This is a genomic window from Serratia sp. PL17 (assembly GCF_017832355.1).
Classification (GTDB): domain Bacteria; phylum Pseudomonadota; class Gammaproteobacteria; order Enterobacterales; family Enterobacteriaceae; genus Serratia.
The window spans coordinates 421,532-439,175 of the sequence record NZ_JAFIBY010000002.1; the positions used below are offsets into that span (position 1 = coordinate 421,532).

Annotated in this window: 15 protein-coding genes; 13 read left to right on the top strand and 2 right to left on the bottom strand. The window is 53.3% G+C overall.

Going from position 1 to position 17,644, the window contains the following annotated elements:
• Positions 1-26 precede the first annotated feature (26 nt).
• The 3 genes from dnaJ (at position 27) to nhaR (ending at position 3,653) form a co-directional block, all read left to right on the top strand.
• Entirely contained in the window at positions 27-1,157 is a 1,131-nt protein-coding gene (dnaJ, locus tag JOE25_RS10725) for a molecular chaperone DnaJ (RefSeq protein WP_037420667.1), read from the top strand.
• Between the two features lie 235 nt (positions 1,158-1,392).
• Entirely contained in the window at positions 1,393-2,559 is a 1,167-nt protein-coding gene (nhaA, locus tag JOE25_RS10730; RefSeq protein WP_209634986.1) for a Na+/H+ antiporter NhaA, read from the top strand.
• Between the two features lie 194 nt (positions 2,560-2,753).
• The gene (gene nhaR, locus JOE25_RS10735; protein ID WP_037420673.1) at positions 2,754-3,653 is read left to right on the top strand and encodes a transcriptional activator NhaR; all 900 of its coding nucleotides are present in this window, start codon (positions 2,754-2,756) and stop codon (positions 3,651-3,653) included.
• Positions 3,654-3,723: 70 nt separating this feature from the next.
• On the opposite strand, the gene rpsT is transcribed toward nhaR, so the two are convergent.
• A complete protein-coding gene (gene rpsT / locus JOE25_RS10740) occupies positions 3,724-3,987 on the bottom strand; it encodes a 30S ribosomal protein S20 (protein WP_037420676.1) in 264 nt (87 codons plus the stop codon).
• A 390-nt stretch (positions 3,988-4,377) separates the two neighbouring features.
• On the opposite strand from rpsT, the gene ribF reads away from it, so the two are divergent.
• From ribF to ispH, 5 genes are all read left to right on the top strand, one after another.
• Complete coding sequence (ribF, locus tag JOE25_RS10745) at positions 4,378-5,316, top strand: bifunctional riboflavin kinase/FAD synthetase (protein WP_061807386.1); 939 nt, start codon at positions 4,378-4,380, stop codon at positions 5,314-5,316.
• 156 nt (positions 5,317-5,472) lie between these two features.
• Positions 5,473-8,289 carry an isoleucine--tRNA ligase gene (gene ileS / locus JOE25_RS10750; RefSeq protein ID WP_209634988.1) on the top strand — a complete coding sequence of 939 codons (2,817 nt, stop codon included), beginning with the start codon at positions 5,473-5,475 and terminating at the stop codon, positions 8,287-8,289.
• A complete protein-coding gene (gene lspA, locus JOE25_RS10755) occupies positions 8,289-8,798 on the top strand; it encodes a signal peptidase II (RefSeq protein WP_209634990.1) in 510 nt (169 codons plus the stop codon). The genes ileS and lspA overlap by 1 nt, the downstream gene beginning before the upstream one ends.
• A 1-nt stretch (position 8,799) precedes the next feature.
• Positions 8,800-9,270 (top strand): FKBP-type peptidyl-prolyl cis-trans isomerase, encoded by a 471-nt coding sequence (gene fkpB, locus JOE25_RS10760; protein WP_209634992.1) that lies wholly within the window; start codon positions 8,800-8,802, stop codon positions 9,268-9,270.
• Positions 9,251-10,204 (top strand): 4-hydroxy-3-methylbut-2-enyl diphosphate reductase, encoded by a 954-nt coding sequence (gene ispH, locus JOE25_RS10765; RefSeq protein WP_209634993.1) that lies wholly within the window; start codon positions 9,251-9,253, stop codon positions 10,202-10,204. Before fkpB ends, ispH begins: the two co-directional genes overlap by 20 nt.
• Positions 10,205-10,511: 307 nt before the next feature.
• Here ispH and JOE25_RS10770 read toward each other — a convergent pair whose 3' ends face one another.
• Positions 10,512-11,435 (bottom strand): LysR family transcriptional regulator, encoded by a 924-nt coding sequence (locus tag JOE25_RS10770; protein WP_209634996.1) that lies wholly within the window; start codon positions 11,433-11,435, stop codon positions 10,512-10,514.
• Positions 11,436-11,627: 192 nt separating this feature from the next.
• On the opposite strand from JOE25_RS10770, the gene pvcA reads away from it, so the two are divergent.
• From pvcA to carA, 5 genes are all read left to right on the top strand, one after another.
• A complete protein-coding gene (gene pvcA / locus JOE25_RS10775; RefSeq protein WP_209634998.1) occupies positions 11,628-12,593 on the top strand; it encodes an L-tyrosine isonitrile synthase in 966 nt (321 codons plus the stop codon).
• 90 nt (positions 12,594-12,683) lie between these two features.
• Positions 12,684-13,547 carry a TauD/TfdA family dioxygenase gene (locus tag JOE25_RS10780; RefSeq protein WP_209635000.1) on the top strand — a complete coding sequence of 288 codons (864 nt, stop codon included), beginning with the start codon at positions 12,684-12,686 and terminating at the stop codon, positions 13,545-13,547.
• Between the two features lie 21 nt (positions 13,548-13,568).
• Positions 13,569-14,828, top strand: a complete 1,260-nt coding sequence (locus tag JOE25_RS10785) for a nucleotide disphospho-sugar-binding domain-containing protein (protein ID WP_209635293.1) — start codon at positions 13,569-13,571, stop codon at positions 14,826-14,828.
• Positions 14,829-15,197: 369 nt separating this feature from the next.
• A complete protein-coding gene (dapB, locus tag JOE25_RS10790; RefSeq protein WP_209635002.1) occupies positions 15,198-16,019 on the top strand; it encodes a 4-hydroxy-tetrahydrodipicolinate reductase in 822 nt (273 codons plus the stop codon).
• 469 nt (positions 16,020-16,488) lie between these two features.
• Positions 16,489-17,637 (top strand): glutamine-hydrolyzing carbamoyl-phosphate synthase small subunit, encoded by a 1,149-nt coding sequence (gene carA, locus JOE25_RS10795; RefSeq protein WP_209635004.1) that lies wholly within the window; start codon positions 16,489-16,491, stop codon positions 17,635-17,637.
• Positions 17,638-17,644 lie beyond the last annotated feature (7 nt).

Here is a 17,644-nt window from a genome sequence, read left to right on the forward strand (position 1 = left end):
CACGCATGTTAAGGGTTACAGAAATAATGGCGAAGAAAGACTATTACGAGATTCTCGGCGTCTCCAAGACGGCGGAAGAGCGTGACATAAAAAAGGCGTATAAGCGCCTGGCGATGAAATACCATCCTGACCGTAACCAGGATCAAGACGCCGAAGCCAAGTTTAAAGAGATCAAGGAAGCGTACGAAGTCCTGACCGACGATCAAAAGCGTGCAGCTTACGATCAGTACGGCCACGCCGCTTTTGAACAAGGCGGTATGGGTGGTGGCGGTGGGTTTGGCGGCGGCGGTGCCGATTTCAGCGACATCTTTGGCGACGTTTTCGGCGATATCTTTGGTGGTGGCCGCCGTCAGCGTGCCAGCCGCGGTTCTGATCTACGTTACAACATGGAGCTGTCCCTTGAGGAAGCGGTTCGTGGTGTAACCAAAGAGATCCGTATCCCGACGCTGGAAGAGTGTGGCGTTTGCCACGGTAGCGGTGCAAAACCAGGCAGCTCGCCAGTGACTTGCCCAACCTGTCACGGCCAAGGCCAGGTGCAAATGCGCCAGGGCTTCTTTACCGTGCAGCAGGCCTGTCCGCATTGCCATGGCCGCGGCCAAATTATCAAAGACCCGTGCAACAGCTGCCATGGCCACGGCCGGGTAGAGAAAGCCAAAACGCTGTCGGTGAAAATCCCGGCCGGCGTTGATACTGGCGACCGCATCCGCTTGGCGGGTGAGGGGGAAGCCGGTGAACATGGCGCACCAGCAGGCGATCTGTACGTTCAGGTTCAGGTGAAAGCGCACCCGATCTTCGAACGCGAAGGGAATAACCTGTACTGTGAAGTGCCGATCAACTTCGCGATGGCAGCATTGGGCGGTGAGATTGAAGTGCCAACGCTGGATGGCCGCGTGAAGCTGAAAGTCCCGTCAGAAACCCAGACGGGCAAACTGTTCCGCATGCGCGGCAAGGGTGTTAAATCGGTGCGTGGTGGCAGCCAGGGTGACCTGCTGTGCCGCGTGGTGGTGGAAACCCCGGTTAACCTGAACGACAAGCAGAAGCAATTACTGAAGGAACTGGAAGAGAGCCTGGGTGGCCCTTCTGGTGATAAAAACAGCCCACGTTCGAAGAGCTTCTTCGACGGTGTGAAAAAGTTTTTTGATGACCTGACGCGTTAAGCTGTTGTTCTGTTAGCGTACTGCATAACCCCGGCGTCAAAACCGGGGTTTTTTATTGGCCGTGGCCGGCTAATAACCCTACAAAAAATGTGACACCTGTCGTGTATAGATCGGTTTTTACGATCATTAAAGCATTTATAAACGTATTTTATCGAGCTAAATCGCCGTCTATACTCATTCCATTACTTTGTTTGCGGAGCTGTTTCTACTTCGCGCATCTCTGGAGAGACGTATTGTGACCAATATCATTCGTCAATTTTTACGTCAGGAAGCCGCAGGCGGCATTATCCTGATCGTAGCCGCGATTATCGCGTTGATCATGGCCAATACCCCAGCCCAGGGGATTTATCATGCTTTTCTCAATTTACCGGTCATGGTGAAAGTGTCCTCACTGGACATTGCCAAGCCGCTCCTGCTGTGGATCAACGACGGCCTGATGGCGATCTTTTTCCTGGTGGTCGGGCTGGAGGTCAAGCGTGAACTGATGCAGGGTTCACTGGCTGGGCGTGATAAGGCGGTGTTTCCCGCTATTGCTGCGTTGGGCGGCATGTTGGCACCGGCACTGATTTACCTGCTGTTTAACGGTGCCGATGAGGTTACTCGCCAGGGCTGGGCGATCCCGGCGGCAACGGACATTGCGTTTGCCCTTGGGGTGATGGCGTTGTTGGGGAACCGCGTACCAACCAGCCTGAAAGTGTTCCTGCTGGCGCTGGCGATTATCGATGACCTGGGTGTGATCGTGATTATCGCACTGTTCTATACCCACGAAGTGTCGATGGCGGCTTTAGGTGTAGCAGCCGCGTCTGTTGCGGTGCTGGCATTTATGAACTGGCGTGGCGTGGGCAAAACGTCGCTTTACATGATTGTCGGCCTGGTGCTGTGGGTGGCTATCCTCAAGTCCGGGGTACATGCGACCCTGGCCGGGGTAATTATTGGCTTTATGATCCCGTTGAACGTGAAGAAAGGCCCGTCACCGTCGGAGACTCTGGAGCACGAGCTGCACCCATGGGTGGCGTTCCTGATACTGCCGCTGTTCGCTTTCGCCAATGCGGGTGTTTCATTGCAGGGCGTGTCACTGAGTGGGCTGACCTCACTGCTCCCGGTCGGTATCGCAGCGGGTCTGTTCATCGGTAAGCCGTTGGGTATCTTCATCTTTAGTCTGCTGGCGGTGAAGTTGGGCATTGCCAAGCTGCCTGAAGGAATTGGTTTCAAACAGGTGTTTGCCGTTTCTGTGCTCTGTGGTATTGGTTTCACCATGTCAATTTTCATCGCTTCGCTGGCGTTTGGCGATGCGGATGTCGTACTAAGCACTTATTCGCGGCTGGGTATCCTGATTGGGTCAACCACGGCGGCGGTGGTTGGATACGGTCTGTTGCGCATGTCGTTGCCACGGGTCAGATAACCCCTTTAGGGGATCCTCTGTTCGTAAGTACCGATTACAATAGCTGGTCGGAGCTGTACAGTATGAAATATGTGCAGCTTCGGCCATTCTGTTTGGGACGAATGCAGCAACAGGTTGTCTGAAACAGGGAAAGGACATTAGTCGCTCGTCAGGGTCTATCGTTTAGCCTGACGAAATGTTAAGGAGAGCACCTCGTGAGGATGTCGCATATTAACTTTAATCACCTTTACTACTTCTGGCAGGTCTGCAAAGAAGGTTCGGTGGTCGGCGCCGCTGAAGCACTGTTTCTGACGCCGCAGACCATCACCGGCCAGATCAAAGCGCTGGAAGAACGTTTAGACGGTAAGCTGTTCAAGCGTCAGGGGCGTGGGCTGGTGCCTTCTGAATTGGGGCAGCTGGTTTTCCGCTACGCCGACAAAATGTTTATGCTCAGCCAGGAAATGCTGGATATCGTCAATTATCGCAAGGAATCTAACCTGCTGTTCGACGTCGGGGTCGCGGATGCGCTGTCCAAACGCTTGGTGAGTCAGGTTCTGGAGACCGCGGTGGTGGTGGATAATGAACAAATCCATCTGCGCTGCTTTGAGTCGACGCACGAGATGCTACTGGAACAGCTCAGCCAGCATAAGCTCGACATGATTTTGTCAGATTGCCCGGTGGACTCCAGTCAGCAGGAAGGGTTGTTTTCGCTCAAGCTGGGTGAATGCGGCATCAGTTTCTTTTGCCGTCAGCCCGCGCCGGACTTGCCGTTTCCCGCTTGTCTTGAACAGCGTAAGCTGCTCATTCCAGGCCGGCGTTCGATGCTGGGGCGTAAGCTGCTTAACTGGTTTAACACGCAAGGTATTCAGGTAGAGATCTTGGGCGAGTTCGATGATGCGGCCCTGATGAAGACCTTTGGCATGTACCACAACGCGATCTTCGTTGCGCCGACGCTGTATGCGCAGGATACCTATAACGATGATGACGTGGTGGAGATTGGGCGTATTGATAGCGTACAGGAAGAGTACTACATCATTTTTGCCGAACGAATGATCCAGCATCCAGCGGTACAACGGGTATGCAACAAGGATTTTTCCGCGCTGTTTACTTACTAACGCGGTGAAAACTGCAGACGTAAAAAAACCGGCCTGAGCCGGTTTTTTTATCAAGCAGACAACGTAATGCTTATTGCATTGCGTTGATACGCGCAGTCAGATTTGACTTATGGCGTGCTGCTTTGTTTTTGTGGATCAGGCCTTTAGCTGCCTTGCGGTCCACGATTGGTTGCATCACGAGGAATGCGTTTTTTGCAGCTTCTTTATCGCCAGTTGCGATAGCAACTTCTACTTTCTTGATGTAGGTACGCATCATAGAGCGGCCGCTAGCGTTGTGCTTACGACGTTTCTCAGACTGTACGGCGCGTTTCTTAGCTGATTTGATATTAGCCAAGGTCCAACTCCCAAATATATTCTATTGAGGACAATTCGAAGGCCGAGGAATATCCCCTTTTAGTCTTCGTTTGTCAACGGATTTGTGCAAATAAGCGCCGTTTGTACGGGCGGCACTTGCTACGTTGTGATGGGGCAGGATTTTACCAGCTTCGGTCATGGGAATACAGTGTTTCGCGAGAAAATTCGCCAATGAATTGCTGTATTGGCTGCAAGCTGTTGGTCGTGGTCGATAATCAGCGGCATGTTGCCGGATAAACTGCGGTTGGGGCGTTTCACCTGCAGATTATCTCCGGTATGGTATGTCTATTACACAAAGGCACCAATCGCGGGTTAACCTTAACCGCTGTACAAGGTATAATCCGGCGATTTCCACTGTTTTGAGCCAGCTATGGAGCTAATTCGCGGCATTCACAATATCCGGGCACGCCACCATGGTTGTGTGCTCACCATCGGCAACTTTGACGGCGTACACCGCGGTCACCAAGCGTTGCTGGAGCAGCTGAAACAAGAGGGGCAACGCCTCGGGCTGCCAGTGATGGTCATGATCTTTGAGCCGCAACCGCTGGAAATGTTTGCAGCGGACAAGGCACCGGCCCGACTCACGCGCTTGCGTGATAAAGCCAAATATCTGGCGCAGGCGGGCGTTGACTACCTGCTGTGCGTCAAGTTTGACCCGCGTTTCGCCGCCAACACGGCACAGGCGTTCGTTGCCGAGTTGCTGGTGGAAAAACTGGGTGTGAAATTCCTGATGGTCGGGGATGATTTTCGCTTTGGCGCGACGCGTCAGGGCGATTTTCCGCTATTGCAAAAAGCCGGGATAGAATACGGCTTTGAAGTGATCAGCACGCCGACCTTCCGTGAAGGCGATCAACGTATCAGCAGTACGGCGATTCGCAATGCACTGCGCGATGATGATCTGGCACAGGCTGAAACGCTGTTGGGTCATCCGTACAGTATTTCAGGCCGAGTAGTACACGGTGATGAACTGGGCCGCACCATCGGCTTCCCCACGGCCAACCTGCCGCTGAAACGCCTGGTTGCACCGGTCAAAGGGGTTTATGCGGTGGAGGTGTATGGCCTGGGGCCTGAACCGCTGCCTGGCGTAGCCAATATTGGTACGCGACCAACCGTTGCCGGCGTGCGCCAACAGCTGGAAGTCCATCTGTTGGATGTCACAATGGATCTTTACGGGCGCCATATTGACGTGGTGCTCCGCGCGAAATTGCGCAATGAACAGCGTTTTGCTTCGCTCGATGCCCTGAAGCAGCAAATCGCCAATGATGTGGTGACGGCCCGGAAGTTCTTCGGGTTAAAAACACTGGTTTAATCGTTTACCCTAAGTAATTCGAGCCGCATCGCGGCGGCAACCGCGCGAATCCCGATGGGCTTGCACAGGCAGGTGATTCGGATAAGCAAGGGCGGCCCACAAAGATGTGGCTTGAAGTGCGACGGGTAAATAGCCGAAAACGGAAACGAGAATCTCATGAGTGACTACAAGAATACCCTGAACTTGCCGGAAACAGGGTTCCCGATGCGTGGCGATCTGGCCAAGCGTGAACCTGGCATGCTGCAACGTTGGTATGAACAGGATCTGTACGGGATCATTCGTACTGCCAAAAAGGGCAAAAAATCCTTCATTTTGCATGACGGCCCTCCGTATGCGAACGGCAGCATTCACATTGGTCACTCGGTTAACAAGATTCTCAAAGACATTATTATCAAGTCAAAAGGGATGTCCGGTTTCGATTCGCCTTATGTTCCAGGTTGGGACTGTCATGGCCTGCCGATCGAACTGAAAGTCGAGCAGCTGTACGGTAAGCCGGGCGAGAAACTCACCGCGGCGGAGTTCCGTGAGAAATGCCGTGAGTATGCCGCTGAACAAGTTGAAGGCCAGAAAAAAGACTTCATCCGTCTTGGCGTACTGGGCGACTGGGATCACCCGTACTTGACCATGGACTTCAAAACCGAAGCCAATATCATTCGTGCGCTGGGTAAAATCATCGACAACGGTCACCTGCTGAAAGGTGCCAAGCCGGTGCACTGGTGTACCGATTGCCGCTCTTCACTGGCGGAAGCGGAAGTCGAATATTACGACAAGACGTCGCCGTCTATCGATGTGGCTTTCCATGCGGTTGACGCGGCTGCCGTGGCGGCCAAGTTTGGCGTCACCAGCTTCAATGGCCCGGTCTCTTTGGTTATCTGGACCACCACGCCGTGGACCTTACCGGCTAACCGCGCTATCTCTCTGCACCCGGAATTTGCTTATCAGCTGGTGCAGGTCGACGGCCAATGCCTGATCCTGGCGGCTGAACTGGTAGAAAGCGTGATGAAACGCGCCGGTATCAGCGCGTGGACCGTGCTGGGTAGTTGCAAGGGTGCCGATCTGGAGCTGATGCGTTTTGAACACCCGTTCATGGGCTTCGACGTACCGGCGATCATGGGTGAGCACGTCACGCTGGACGCGGGTACCGGTGCGGTACACACCGCCGGTGGCCACGGCCCGGATGACTTTGTCATCAGCCAGAAATACGGTTTGGAAATTGCCAACCCGGTGGGGCCGAACGGTTGCTATCTGCCGGGCACTCATCCACTGCTGGATGGCAAGTTTGTGTTTAAGGCCAACGATCTGATTGTTGATCTGCTGCGTGAGAAAGGTGCATTGCTGCACGTGGAGAAACTGGTTCACAGTTATCCCTGCTGCTGGCGTCACAAAACGCCGATCATCTTCCGTGCAACGCCTCAGTGGTTCATCAGCATGGATCAAAAAGGCCTGCGCAAGCAGTCGCTGGAAGAGATCAAAGGCGTGCAGTGGATCCCTGAATGGGGCCAGGCACGCATCGAAACCATGGTCGCTAACCGCCCGGATTGGTGTATCTCACGCCAGCGTACCTGGGGCGTGCCAATGTCGCTGTTTGTGCATAAAGACACGGAGCAACTGCACCCACGCAGCGTAGAGCTGATGGAAGAAGTGGCCAAACGTGTTGAGCAGGACGGTATTCAGGCATGGTGGGATCTGGACGCCGCTGACATTCTTGGCGCGGAAGCTGCCGACTATGTCAAAGTGCCCGATACCCTGGACGTGTGGTTCGACTCCGGTTCGACCCATTCTTCCGTGGTTGATGTTCGTCCTGAGTTCAATGGTCATGGCGCTGACATGTACTTGGAAGGCTCCGACCAACACCGTGGCTGGTTCATGTCATCACTGATGATCTCCACCGCCATGAAGGGCAAAGCACCCTATAAAGAAGTACTGACTCACGGTTTCACCGTTGACGGTCAGGGCCGCAAGATGTCCAAGTCCATCGGCAACACCATCAGTCCGCAAGACGTGATGAACAAGCTGGGGGGTGACATCCTGCGTCTGTGGGTGGCTTCTACGGATTACACCGGTGAGATCGCGGTATCTGACGAGATCTTGAAACGTTCTGCCGATTCCTATCGCCGCATCCGTAACACCGCGCGCTTCCTGCTGGCGAACCTGAACGGATTCGAACCAAGCACGGATTGTGTGGCTCCGGAAGATATGGTGGTACTGGATCGCTGGGCCGTGGGTCGTGCTCTGGCGGCACAACAGGATATCGAGCAGGCTTACGCCAACTACGATTTCCATGAAGTGGTACAACGCCTGATGCAGTTCTGTTCTGTCGAGATGGGGTCCTTCTACCTGGATATCATCAAAGATCGCCAGTACACCGCGAAGAGCGACAGCGTCGCCCGCCGCAGCTGCCAGACTGCGCTGTTCCATATCGCAGAGGCATTGGTGCGCTGGATGGCACCGATCATGTCGTTCACCGCTGATGAAATCTGGGCTTTCCTGCCGGGCAAACGCGCGCAGTACGTGTTCACTGAAGAGTGGTACGACGGCCTGTTCGGTCTGGCCGAAGGCGAAGGCATGAACGACGCCTTCTGGGCTGAGCTGCTGAAAGTGCGTGGCGAAGTGAACAAGGTGCTGGAACAGGCACGTGCTGACAAACGTCTCGGTGGCTCGTTGGAAGCCGCGGTAACGTTGTATGCCGATAGCGAACTGGCTGAACGTCTCAACAGCCTGCAGGATGAGCTGCGCTTTGTGTTGCTGACCTCCGGCGCTCGCGTTGCACCTTTGGCTGATGCGCCAGCGGATGCACTGACGTCAGAACTGGTGAAGGGCCTGAAAATCGCCTTCAGCACTGCAGAAGGTGAGAAGTGTCCGCGCTGCTGGCATTACACCACCGATATCGGTTTGGTGGCGGAGCATGCAGATCTCTGCGGCCGCTGTGTTATCAACGTAGCCGGCGACGGCGAAAAGCGTAAGTTTGCCTAATGAGTAAACCAATCTGTTCGACTGGCCTGCGCTGGCTGTGGCTGGTAGTAGTCGTGTTGGTACTGGATTTTGCCAGCAAGCAGTGGATCCTCGGTAACTTTGTGCTGGGCCAGTCCCAGCCGCTGATCCCGTCGTTCAATCTGTTCTATGCGCGTAACTACGGTGCTGCGTTCAGTTTCCTGGCCGATCATGGCGGGTGGCAGCGTTGGTTCTTCGCCGGTATTGCGGTGGCTATCGTGGCGGTGCTGCTGGTGATGATGTACCGCAGTCAGGCGCAGCAGAAGCTGAACAACATTGCCTATGCTTTTATCATCGGTGGTGCGCTCGGTAACCTGTTCGATCGCTTATGGCACGGTTTTGTCGTCGATTTTATCGACTTCTACGTAGGCGATTGGCATTACCCGACCTTCAACCTTGCAGATAGTTTTATTTGCGTAGGGGCGGCGATGATAGTGCTGGAAGGCTTCTTGTCGCCGGCGAACAAAAGCGCAAAGAGCAAAGGTGAGTAATATGACGGCTCAGGTTAACGGCAGCAGTGAAGTGTTGGTGCACTTCACGCTGAAACTGGAAGACGGTTCGACCGCAGAGTCTACCCGCAGCAGTGGCAAACCGGCGCTGTTCCGTCTGGGTGACGGCAGTTTGTCCGAACCGCTGGAAGCACAACTGCTTGGTTTGAGTGCGGGCGACAAATGTGCTTTTACCTTACAGCCGGAAGCGGCATTCGGTGCAGAGAACCCGGATCTGGTCCAGTTCTTCTCACGTCGTGATTTCGCGGAAACCGGGGTACCGGACGTCGGCACAATTATGCTGTTTACCGCCGTTGACGGTAGCGAAATGCCAGGCGTGGTACGTGAAGTGGCGGAAGATTCGATTACCGTTGATTTCAACCATCCGCTGGCGGGCCATCCGGTAACCTTCGATATCGAAGTGCTGGAGATCGATCCGCAGCAGGAGGAGACGCATGCAAATATTGCTGGCTAACCCACGCGGCTTCTGTGCTGGGGTTGATCGTGCGATCAGTATCGTTGAACGTGCGCTGGAAATTTATGGCGCACCTATCTATGTGCGCCACGAAGTGGTGCATAACCGCTATGTGGTAGATAGCCTGCGCGAGCGCGGGGCGGTATTTATCGAGGAAATTACTGAAGTGCCGGATGGGTCGATTTTGATCTTCTCGGCGCACGGTGTTTCTCAGGCGGTACGAGCAGAAGCCAAAGCGCGTGATTTGACCATGCTGTTTGATGCCACTTGCCCACTGGTGACCAAAGTGCATATGGAGGTGGCGCGAGCCAGCCGCCGTGGTACCGAGGCGATCCTGATAGGCCATGCGGGTCATCCAGAAGTGGAAGGCACCATGGGCCAGTACAGTAACCCTAAAGGGGGCATGTACCTGGTCGAGTCGCCAGATGATGTGTGGAAGCTGCAGGTGAAAGATGAGAGCAACCTGTGCTTTATGACGCAAACCACATTGTCGGTGGATGACACGTCTGACGTGATTGATGCTTTGCGCAAGCGCTTCCCGAGCATTATCGGCCCGCGTAAGGACGATATCTGCTATGCCACCACTAACCGCCAGGAAGCGGTACGTAACCTGGCGGGTGATGCAGATGTGGTTTTGGTTGTGGGGTCGAAAAACTCCTCTAACTCTAACCGTTTGGCAGAGCTGGCTCAGCGTGTCGGCAAGCCGGCATATCTGATCGACTCTGCGGCTGACATTCAGGAAGCCTGGCTGAAAGATGCCCGTAATATCGGTGTCACTGCCGGCGCATCCGCACCTGACGTACTGGTTCAGGATGTGATCAGCCGCCTGAAGGCGTTGGGGGGGGTCAACGTGCAGGAAGTCAGCGGCCGCGAAGAAAACATCGTGTTTGAAGTGCCGAAAGAGTTGCGGGTTGATATCAAGCAGGTTGAATAAGCTTCAACGCCAAATAAGATAACGGGGAGCCTAGGCTCCCCGTTTTTCGTTTGGGAGTGAGAGCCAAGAAATAGAGGAATTGAGTTTTGGGTAGGGAAAGGGAACTGATTCAAATTTTATGTTATTCAAAGTCAAATTCGTTCTGATAATTTGAATTAAAGATGAGAAATTACTTATATAGAAAGTCAGGGAGTTATTAAGGATAATATCATTAGTCTGCAATCTAAATTAACTCTGGTGCTGGTCAGCAATATGCCGAAAAGTTAAATAACTAAATTAAGTGACGTTACGGATACTTCTTATTTTATTAAGTTCTGAACTGATCTAAGGAATGCTTCTCGTTTTTCTGTAAATAGATTTTCATATGCTCTAATAAGCGGCGAACTTTTAATGGTTGGCTGTCCCTTCTTGGCATAATCGCATAACAATTAATGTCGGGTAATCGCCACTCGGGTAACACCTCCACCAAATCACCATTGTGTAATTCACGCTCAACGTTGACAAAAAAATTCCGGATGATTCCTTTGCCGGCCAGTGCCAATTCTTTCATCGCCATGCCGTTATTGGTAAATAAACGTCCGGTCATTCGTAACCTGTGCTCTGCGCCATCCTGATGGAGCAGGCGGACAAACTGCGGGTTGCCCAAGGGGGTAAAAGTAACCCATTGGTGGTGAGTCAGTGACTGCGGGCTATCGGGTATGCCGTGGTTGGCAAGGTAGACTGGAGAAGCGCACAGGACTTCGCGAAAGCGCGCCAGCCGGGTCGATACGTAGCTGGAGTCGGCCAATACGCCACCGCGGATGGCCAGATCAATGCGTTGGCCTATCAGGTCGATTTTTTCGTCATGAATTTCTAATCTCAGTGTGATTCGCGGGTGATCATCAAGGAAGCTTTGCAGCGCCGGCACCAGATAATGGGTGGCAAATTCCGTGGAGGTGGCGACGCGCAATTCCCCAGCCAGTTCACCGCGCAACGCAGCGATACGCTGCTGGCCCCGTTCGGCTGCATGGATCATCAGTACACAATCCTCATAAAAACACAGCCCGGCCTCGGTCAGGCTCAGTGAACGCGTAGAACGTAGAAGTAATTGAATGCCCAGTTCGTTTTCCAGCAAGCGGATATGCTGACTGACGGCGGAGGTAGTAATGCCTAATTCTTTGGCTGCCATGCTGAATGCGCCGCAATCGACAACTTTAGAAAAAATGGCCATGCGTTTTAGAATATTACTCATAGTTTGTTAAGTTCAACTTAACCAAGATTGTGAATTATACGGGCTAATAATATAGCAGTTTCTCTTCTATATTGCCTGAAGCAGATAAATCGTGAGGGTAAGACTTATTTCCCGATCGTCATCTCTATTTTTGATAAGTCTTATTGCGTTTGCGAATAAATTGCCTGCGCCACATCTGAACAGGAGTTAATTGTGGATAGTGCTCGTATTGAAACAATATCGTTAAAAATCCTTCATGAGCTATTGCAATACCGACGTCGATTCCCAGGAATGGAAACGTCAAACGCTGAGGAAGAACATGCCGTTTCTCAGGTACAATTACCGCGTATCCGGGCATTTATTGAAAACCAACAACGCATTGAATTTGTACTCCCCGCCTTCCCAACAAAATCACCTAATACTAATAAGGTAATTGGTTCGGTGCCTGATATGGCAGAACGGCTGTCACTGATATTCCTTAATTCTCTCTGCCAGCGTATTCAGCTTTATTACCCGCCAGGGGCGCATATCGTCATCTGTTCTGACGGCCATGTCTTTGGCGATTTGATCCGCGTCAGCGATGACGCCATTAATCACTATCAGCGCGAAATCGAAAACTTGTTACATGAGGTGGGGGCAACTCACCTGAGCGTGTTCAACCTGGGCGATGTGGAAGGCCTGGCCGAGCATACCGGCGATTACGATCTCCTGCGTCAGCTGCTGGTCGACGGTTATGCCGAATCGGAAACGGCGATCAAACAACAGCTGATGCAGGATGAGCAGGGGTTACAGCTGTATCGCGCCATCACCCGCTTCTTGTATGAAGACAGTCAGCTTCCTGATTACGTTGGTTCCAACGCGGCACTGCAAAAAGATGCCAAACAGCGTGCCTGTGGCGTGATACAGCGTAGCTGGGCCTGGGGCAATTTGTTGGCCCAGCATTTCCCATCGGCGATACGTTTGTCTATCCACCCGCAGCCTGCGGACAGCCTGAAAATGGGCATTCATATGATGCCGACCAAAGATGATTGGCTGACCCCGTGGCACGGGGTGGCGGCTAACATCAACGGACAGTTTGTCCTGATGAAGCGCAAGGATGCCCAGCAGTTGGCGGGTGAACTGGTGACGATCCGCGGAACACCCAGCCATTATCTGATCGAACAACCTCAAATGGCGTAATTGGCCACATTGCGCCCGCAATCTTGGTGGGCGTCTTTTAACGGTACGGTTGCCGTGTGAGCAGCAAATTCGATTCAAGGAGAGTTACTGATGGACAATCAAACACTGAACTGCCGCATTGAACTGAATACCCCCTTTGGTGCGGTACTGACCCCTATGCACCCTGGGCAACACATCAGCGAACTGCCCGTGGCTGCACTGCGGGCATTGGCGCAGCAGCATCACCTGCTGGTGTTGCGCGGCTTTGGCTCCGGTTTTACCGATCCACAGGTACTGACGCATTATGCCGAGGGGTGGGGAGACATCATGATGTGGCCGTTCGGTGCGGTGCTGGACGTGAAAGAACACCCGGACGCCAAGGACCACATTTTTGATAGCAGCTATGTGCCACTGCATTGGGATGGTATGTACAAACCGACCATTCCTGAATTTCAGCTGTTCCACTGCGTCGCGGCACCTTCACAGGATGAAGGCGGACGGACGACCTTTGTGGATACCACGCGGTTGTTGGCCAATGCCGACGAATCACTGTTGGCCCAGTGGCTGACGGTATCGATCTCCTACCGTATTAAGCAGGTGGTGCATTATGGCGGTGAGGTGTGCTCACCGCTGGTGGTGACGCATCCAAGCGGCCACGGGCAGATCATGCGCTATAACGAGCCGCCGACCGAAGGCAAGAAATTCCTGAACCAGCACGCCCTGGAATACCACGGTGTGCCGCAAGATCAACAAGAGGCTTTCCATCAGACGCTGCAGCAGCATTTGTACGATCCGCGCCACTATTATGCCCATCAATGGCAGCAGGGCGACGTCGTCATTGCGGACAACTTCTCGTTATTGCACGGCCGTGAAGGGTTCACTGCCCGTTCCGCACGTCATTTGCAGCGCGTGCATATTCAGAGTAACCCGGTGTGTGCCAATTTGGCGCTAAAGCCGGCTAACGCAGAGGCTTAACCCGTTATGGCACGTATTCTGATGACCGCGGTGGCAACGCCGGGTCATGTTTATCCGATGCTGAGCATTGCTCGATACCTGATTGCGCAAGGGCATCAGGTTCGGGTGATGACCGGTGCCCTGTTTCGTGAACGTGCAGAAGCGGCTGGCGCACAATTTATCGCCTTTGATGAGCGGGTAGATTTTGATTACCGCTATCTTGAGCAGCACTTTCCAGAGCGCGCTGCGCTGCCCCCGGGTAATGCGCAGATGGCGTTGGCGCTGAAAGATTTTTTTGCTGCGCCGATCCCGCTGTTGGATCAGCAATTGCGCGCCGCGATCGCGGCTGAGGCCACGGATTTGTTGATGGTGGAAAACTGCTTCTATGGCGTGTTACCACTGCTGCAAAGGGTGGACCGTCCTCCGGTGATCGGCATCGGCGTGACACCTTTGTCGTACTCTTCAACGGATTCGATCTTCTACGGGCCGCGAATACCCCCCGGGTTATTGCCACGCGATTTGCTGCGTGAGCAACTGGTGGATGACGCGACCCGTTTGCTCATCGATGAAGTGAACCAGCGTTTTGATGTTGCGATGGCACAATCCGGCGGTAAACCGCTGCAACAGGCGTTTACTGATGCACTGATTGGCGGTTGCGATCGATTCTTGCAACTGGCTACCCCGGCGCTGGAATATCCCCGTGACGATTTGCCTGACAGCGTGCGTTTTATTGGCCCGTTGCGCAGTGCCGCGGCGGCGGATAAGACACCAGACCTGTGGGATGAGGCCGACCGTCGTCCGCTGGTGATCGTCTCGCAGGGCACGCTGGCGAATGTCGATCTGCACCAGTTGATAGTCCCAACGTTGAAGGCGCTGGCGCAGTTACCTGTGCGAGTTTTAGCGACCACCGGTGGGCGTTCAGTTGAAGCCTTGCAGGCACTTTTGCCTGCTAATGCCAGGGTGCAGGCGTTTATCTCTTTTGATCACTGGTTGCCGCAGGCGGCGTTGTTGATCACCAACGGCGGTTACGGTTCGATCAACGCCGCGTTGGATCACGGCGTACCCTTGATTGTAGCCGGTACGGGCGAAGATAAACTCGAGGCCGCTACGCGGGTGGTCGCTGCGGGATGTGGGATAAACCTGCATACCAGCACTCCAGATGAAGCACTGCTGAGGCAGGCCGTACAACAGATCCTGGCACAGCCGCTGTATCGACAGCGTGCGGCGCTGGTCCAGGCCGACTATGCGCGCCATGATGCGCTGGCGGCAATCGCCGAGGAAGTGGCGGCCTTAACCGGTTAAGCAGCCCGTCTTATCACCTCTTAGGCACCCTTCGTGGTGCCTTTTTTTATGCAGATTCAACCGGTCAAAACTGCATGATTATGTATAACCCTGAATTGGCGTGTATTGCAGCGAATGTTAACCTATTGACAGCATTACTGATGAAAAGCAGCCAATATCATAATTTTCTAATTATGAAATGAATCCTCTGGTGGTGATAAGGTGTGGCAGTTAACCTGAACCCATATCCCCATCATATTTGAAGTGGCATCTGTGTTGGCTGCGTTCGATCACCCGTAAGAGTACGTTCATCGGGAAACGCGCCTTTGCGGCCTGGGTGTCGCTCTGAATTATCTCGGGTGCTGATATCACAATGACAAGAGAGCATGTATGACTGATTCACAAATCCGCATTGCGATTGCGGGTTCCGGCGGCCGCATGGGCCGTCAATTGATCCAGGCGGTACAACAGGTGCCTGGCGTGGTACTGGGTGCGGCGATTTCACGCCCGGGTTCAAGTCTGATCGGTGTTGATGCGGGTGAGCTGGCAGGCATAGGCAAGTTGGGCGTGGCCGTGAGCGACAGCCTGGAAAGCGTTGTCGGTGATTTTGATATTCTGATCGACTTCACTCGTCCGGAAAGCTCCCTGGCGTATCTGGCTTTCTGTGTCGAACACAAAAAAGCTATCGTGATAGGCACCACCGGTTTTGATGATGCGGGCAAAGATGCCATCTGCGCCGCTGGCGAGCAGATTGGCATCGTGTTTGCCGCTAACTTCAGCGTGGGCGTTAATCTGGTGCTGAAACTGTTGGAAAAAGCAGCCCAGGTGATGGGGGATTATACCGACATTGAAATTGTTGAAGCGCATCATCGCCACAAGGTGGATGCCCCGTCGGGGACTGCGTTGGCGATGGGGGAGGCGATTGCCGGTGCGCTGGGGCGTGATCTTAAAGAGTGCGCCGTGTATGCACGTGAAGGTTATACCGGCGAACGTGACCCAAAAAGCATCGGCTTTGCCACTATCCGCGCTGGCGACATTGTCGGTGAACACACAGCCATGTTTGCCGACATTGGCGAGCGGGTAGAAATTACCCACAAAGCCTCCAGTCGTATGACTTTTGCCAGTGGAGCAGTTAAGGCCGCTATTTGGTTAAGTAAGCGTGATAAAGGCCTGTTTGATATGCGTGATGTGCTGGGTCTTGACCAGTTTTAATTAATTTATACACCATCGTGATGTGGTTGTATTAATCATAATTATATGATTAAAGGACAATAATTTATTGTCCTTTTTTTTAACACTGAAAACGATGGTTTCGATTATTTCTGTGTTCTTGATGTGTTTTTGTGTGTGTTTTAATGGGTTATTTCATCCGTAATAGGCTTTGATGATGTTTTAAACCCCGTATTTTAGCGTCGCTAGTGCAATTTTTTGTCATCCCATCCCGCAACCGTTTACCAGCCCGAGTTTAGCGGTGTTTTTATGGCTGCTGGGGCTATTAAACGCCGAGAAGTGCAAAAATAAGAGAAAAAATGGCGCTTTGGGTAGACAAGCGGAGCACTCATCATTAAAATGCGCCCAATTTGCCAAAAATTGACCTTGAGGGCGGTTTTTGCATTGATTTAGATCGCGATATCTGAATTAATATGCAAATATTGTGATTGATTATTCCTTGGAGGGTGTTTTGATTAAGTCAGCGCTATTGGTTCTCGAAGACGGAACCCAATTCCACGGTCGGGCCATCGGGGCAGAGGGTACGGCAGTGGGGGAAGTGGTCTTCAATACGTCGATGACCGGTTATCAAGAAATCCTCACTGATCCTTCCTACTCCCGCCAGATCGTTACTCTTACTTATCCCCATATCGGCAATGTCGGCACCAATGCTTCCGACGAAGAATCCTCCGCAGTACACGCCCAAGGCCTCGTCATTCGTGACCTCCCACTGATTGCCAGCAACTACCGCAACGAAGAAGGTCTGTCTGATTACCTGAAGCGCCATAACATTGTGGCGATTGCCGATATTGATACCCGCAAGCTGACTCGCCTGCTGCGTGAAAAGGGTGCACAGAACGGTTGCATCATCGCCGCTGACACGCCGGATGCCGCTCTGGCATTAGCGAAGGCCAAAGCCTTCCCGGGTCTAAAAGGCATGGATCTGGCCAAAGAAGTGACCACCCAGGAAGCTTACAGCTGGCAGCAGGGGAGCTGGACACTGGAAGGCGAACTGCCGGAAGCCAAAGCAGCCTCTGAACTGCCATTCCACGTCGTGGCATATGATTACGGCGCCAAGCGTAACATCCTGCGCATGCTGGTGGATCGCGGTTGCCGCCTGACGGTAGTACCCGCACAGACGCCGGCAGATGAAGTCTTGAAGATGAATCCGGACGGCATTTTCTTGTCCAACGGCCCTGGCGACCCAGAGCCATGTGATTACGCTATCACTGCGATTAAACAGTTCCTGGAGACCGACATTCCGGTGTTCGGCATCTGCCTCGGTCATCAGTTGCTGGCACTGGCGAGCGGCGCAAAAACCGTGAAGATGAAGCTTGGTCACCACGGCGGCAACCACCCGGTGAAAGACCTGGATAACGACTGCGTCATGATTACCGCCCAGAACCACGGTTTTGCAGTGGACGAAAATAACTTGCCGGCCGAACTGCGCATCACGCACAAATCCTTGTTTGACCACACGGTGCAGGGCATTCACCGCATCGATAAAGCAGCGTTTAGCTTCCAGGGTCACCCTGAAGCCAGCCCGGGCCCACACGATGCCGCGCCGCTGTTCGATCACTTTATCGAATTGATCGAGACTTACCGTTCTAACGCCAAATAATCAGGAG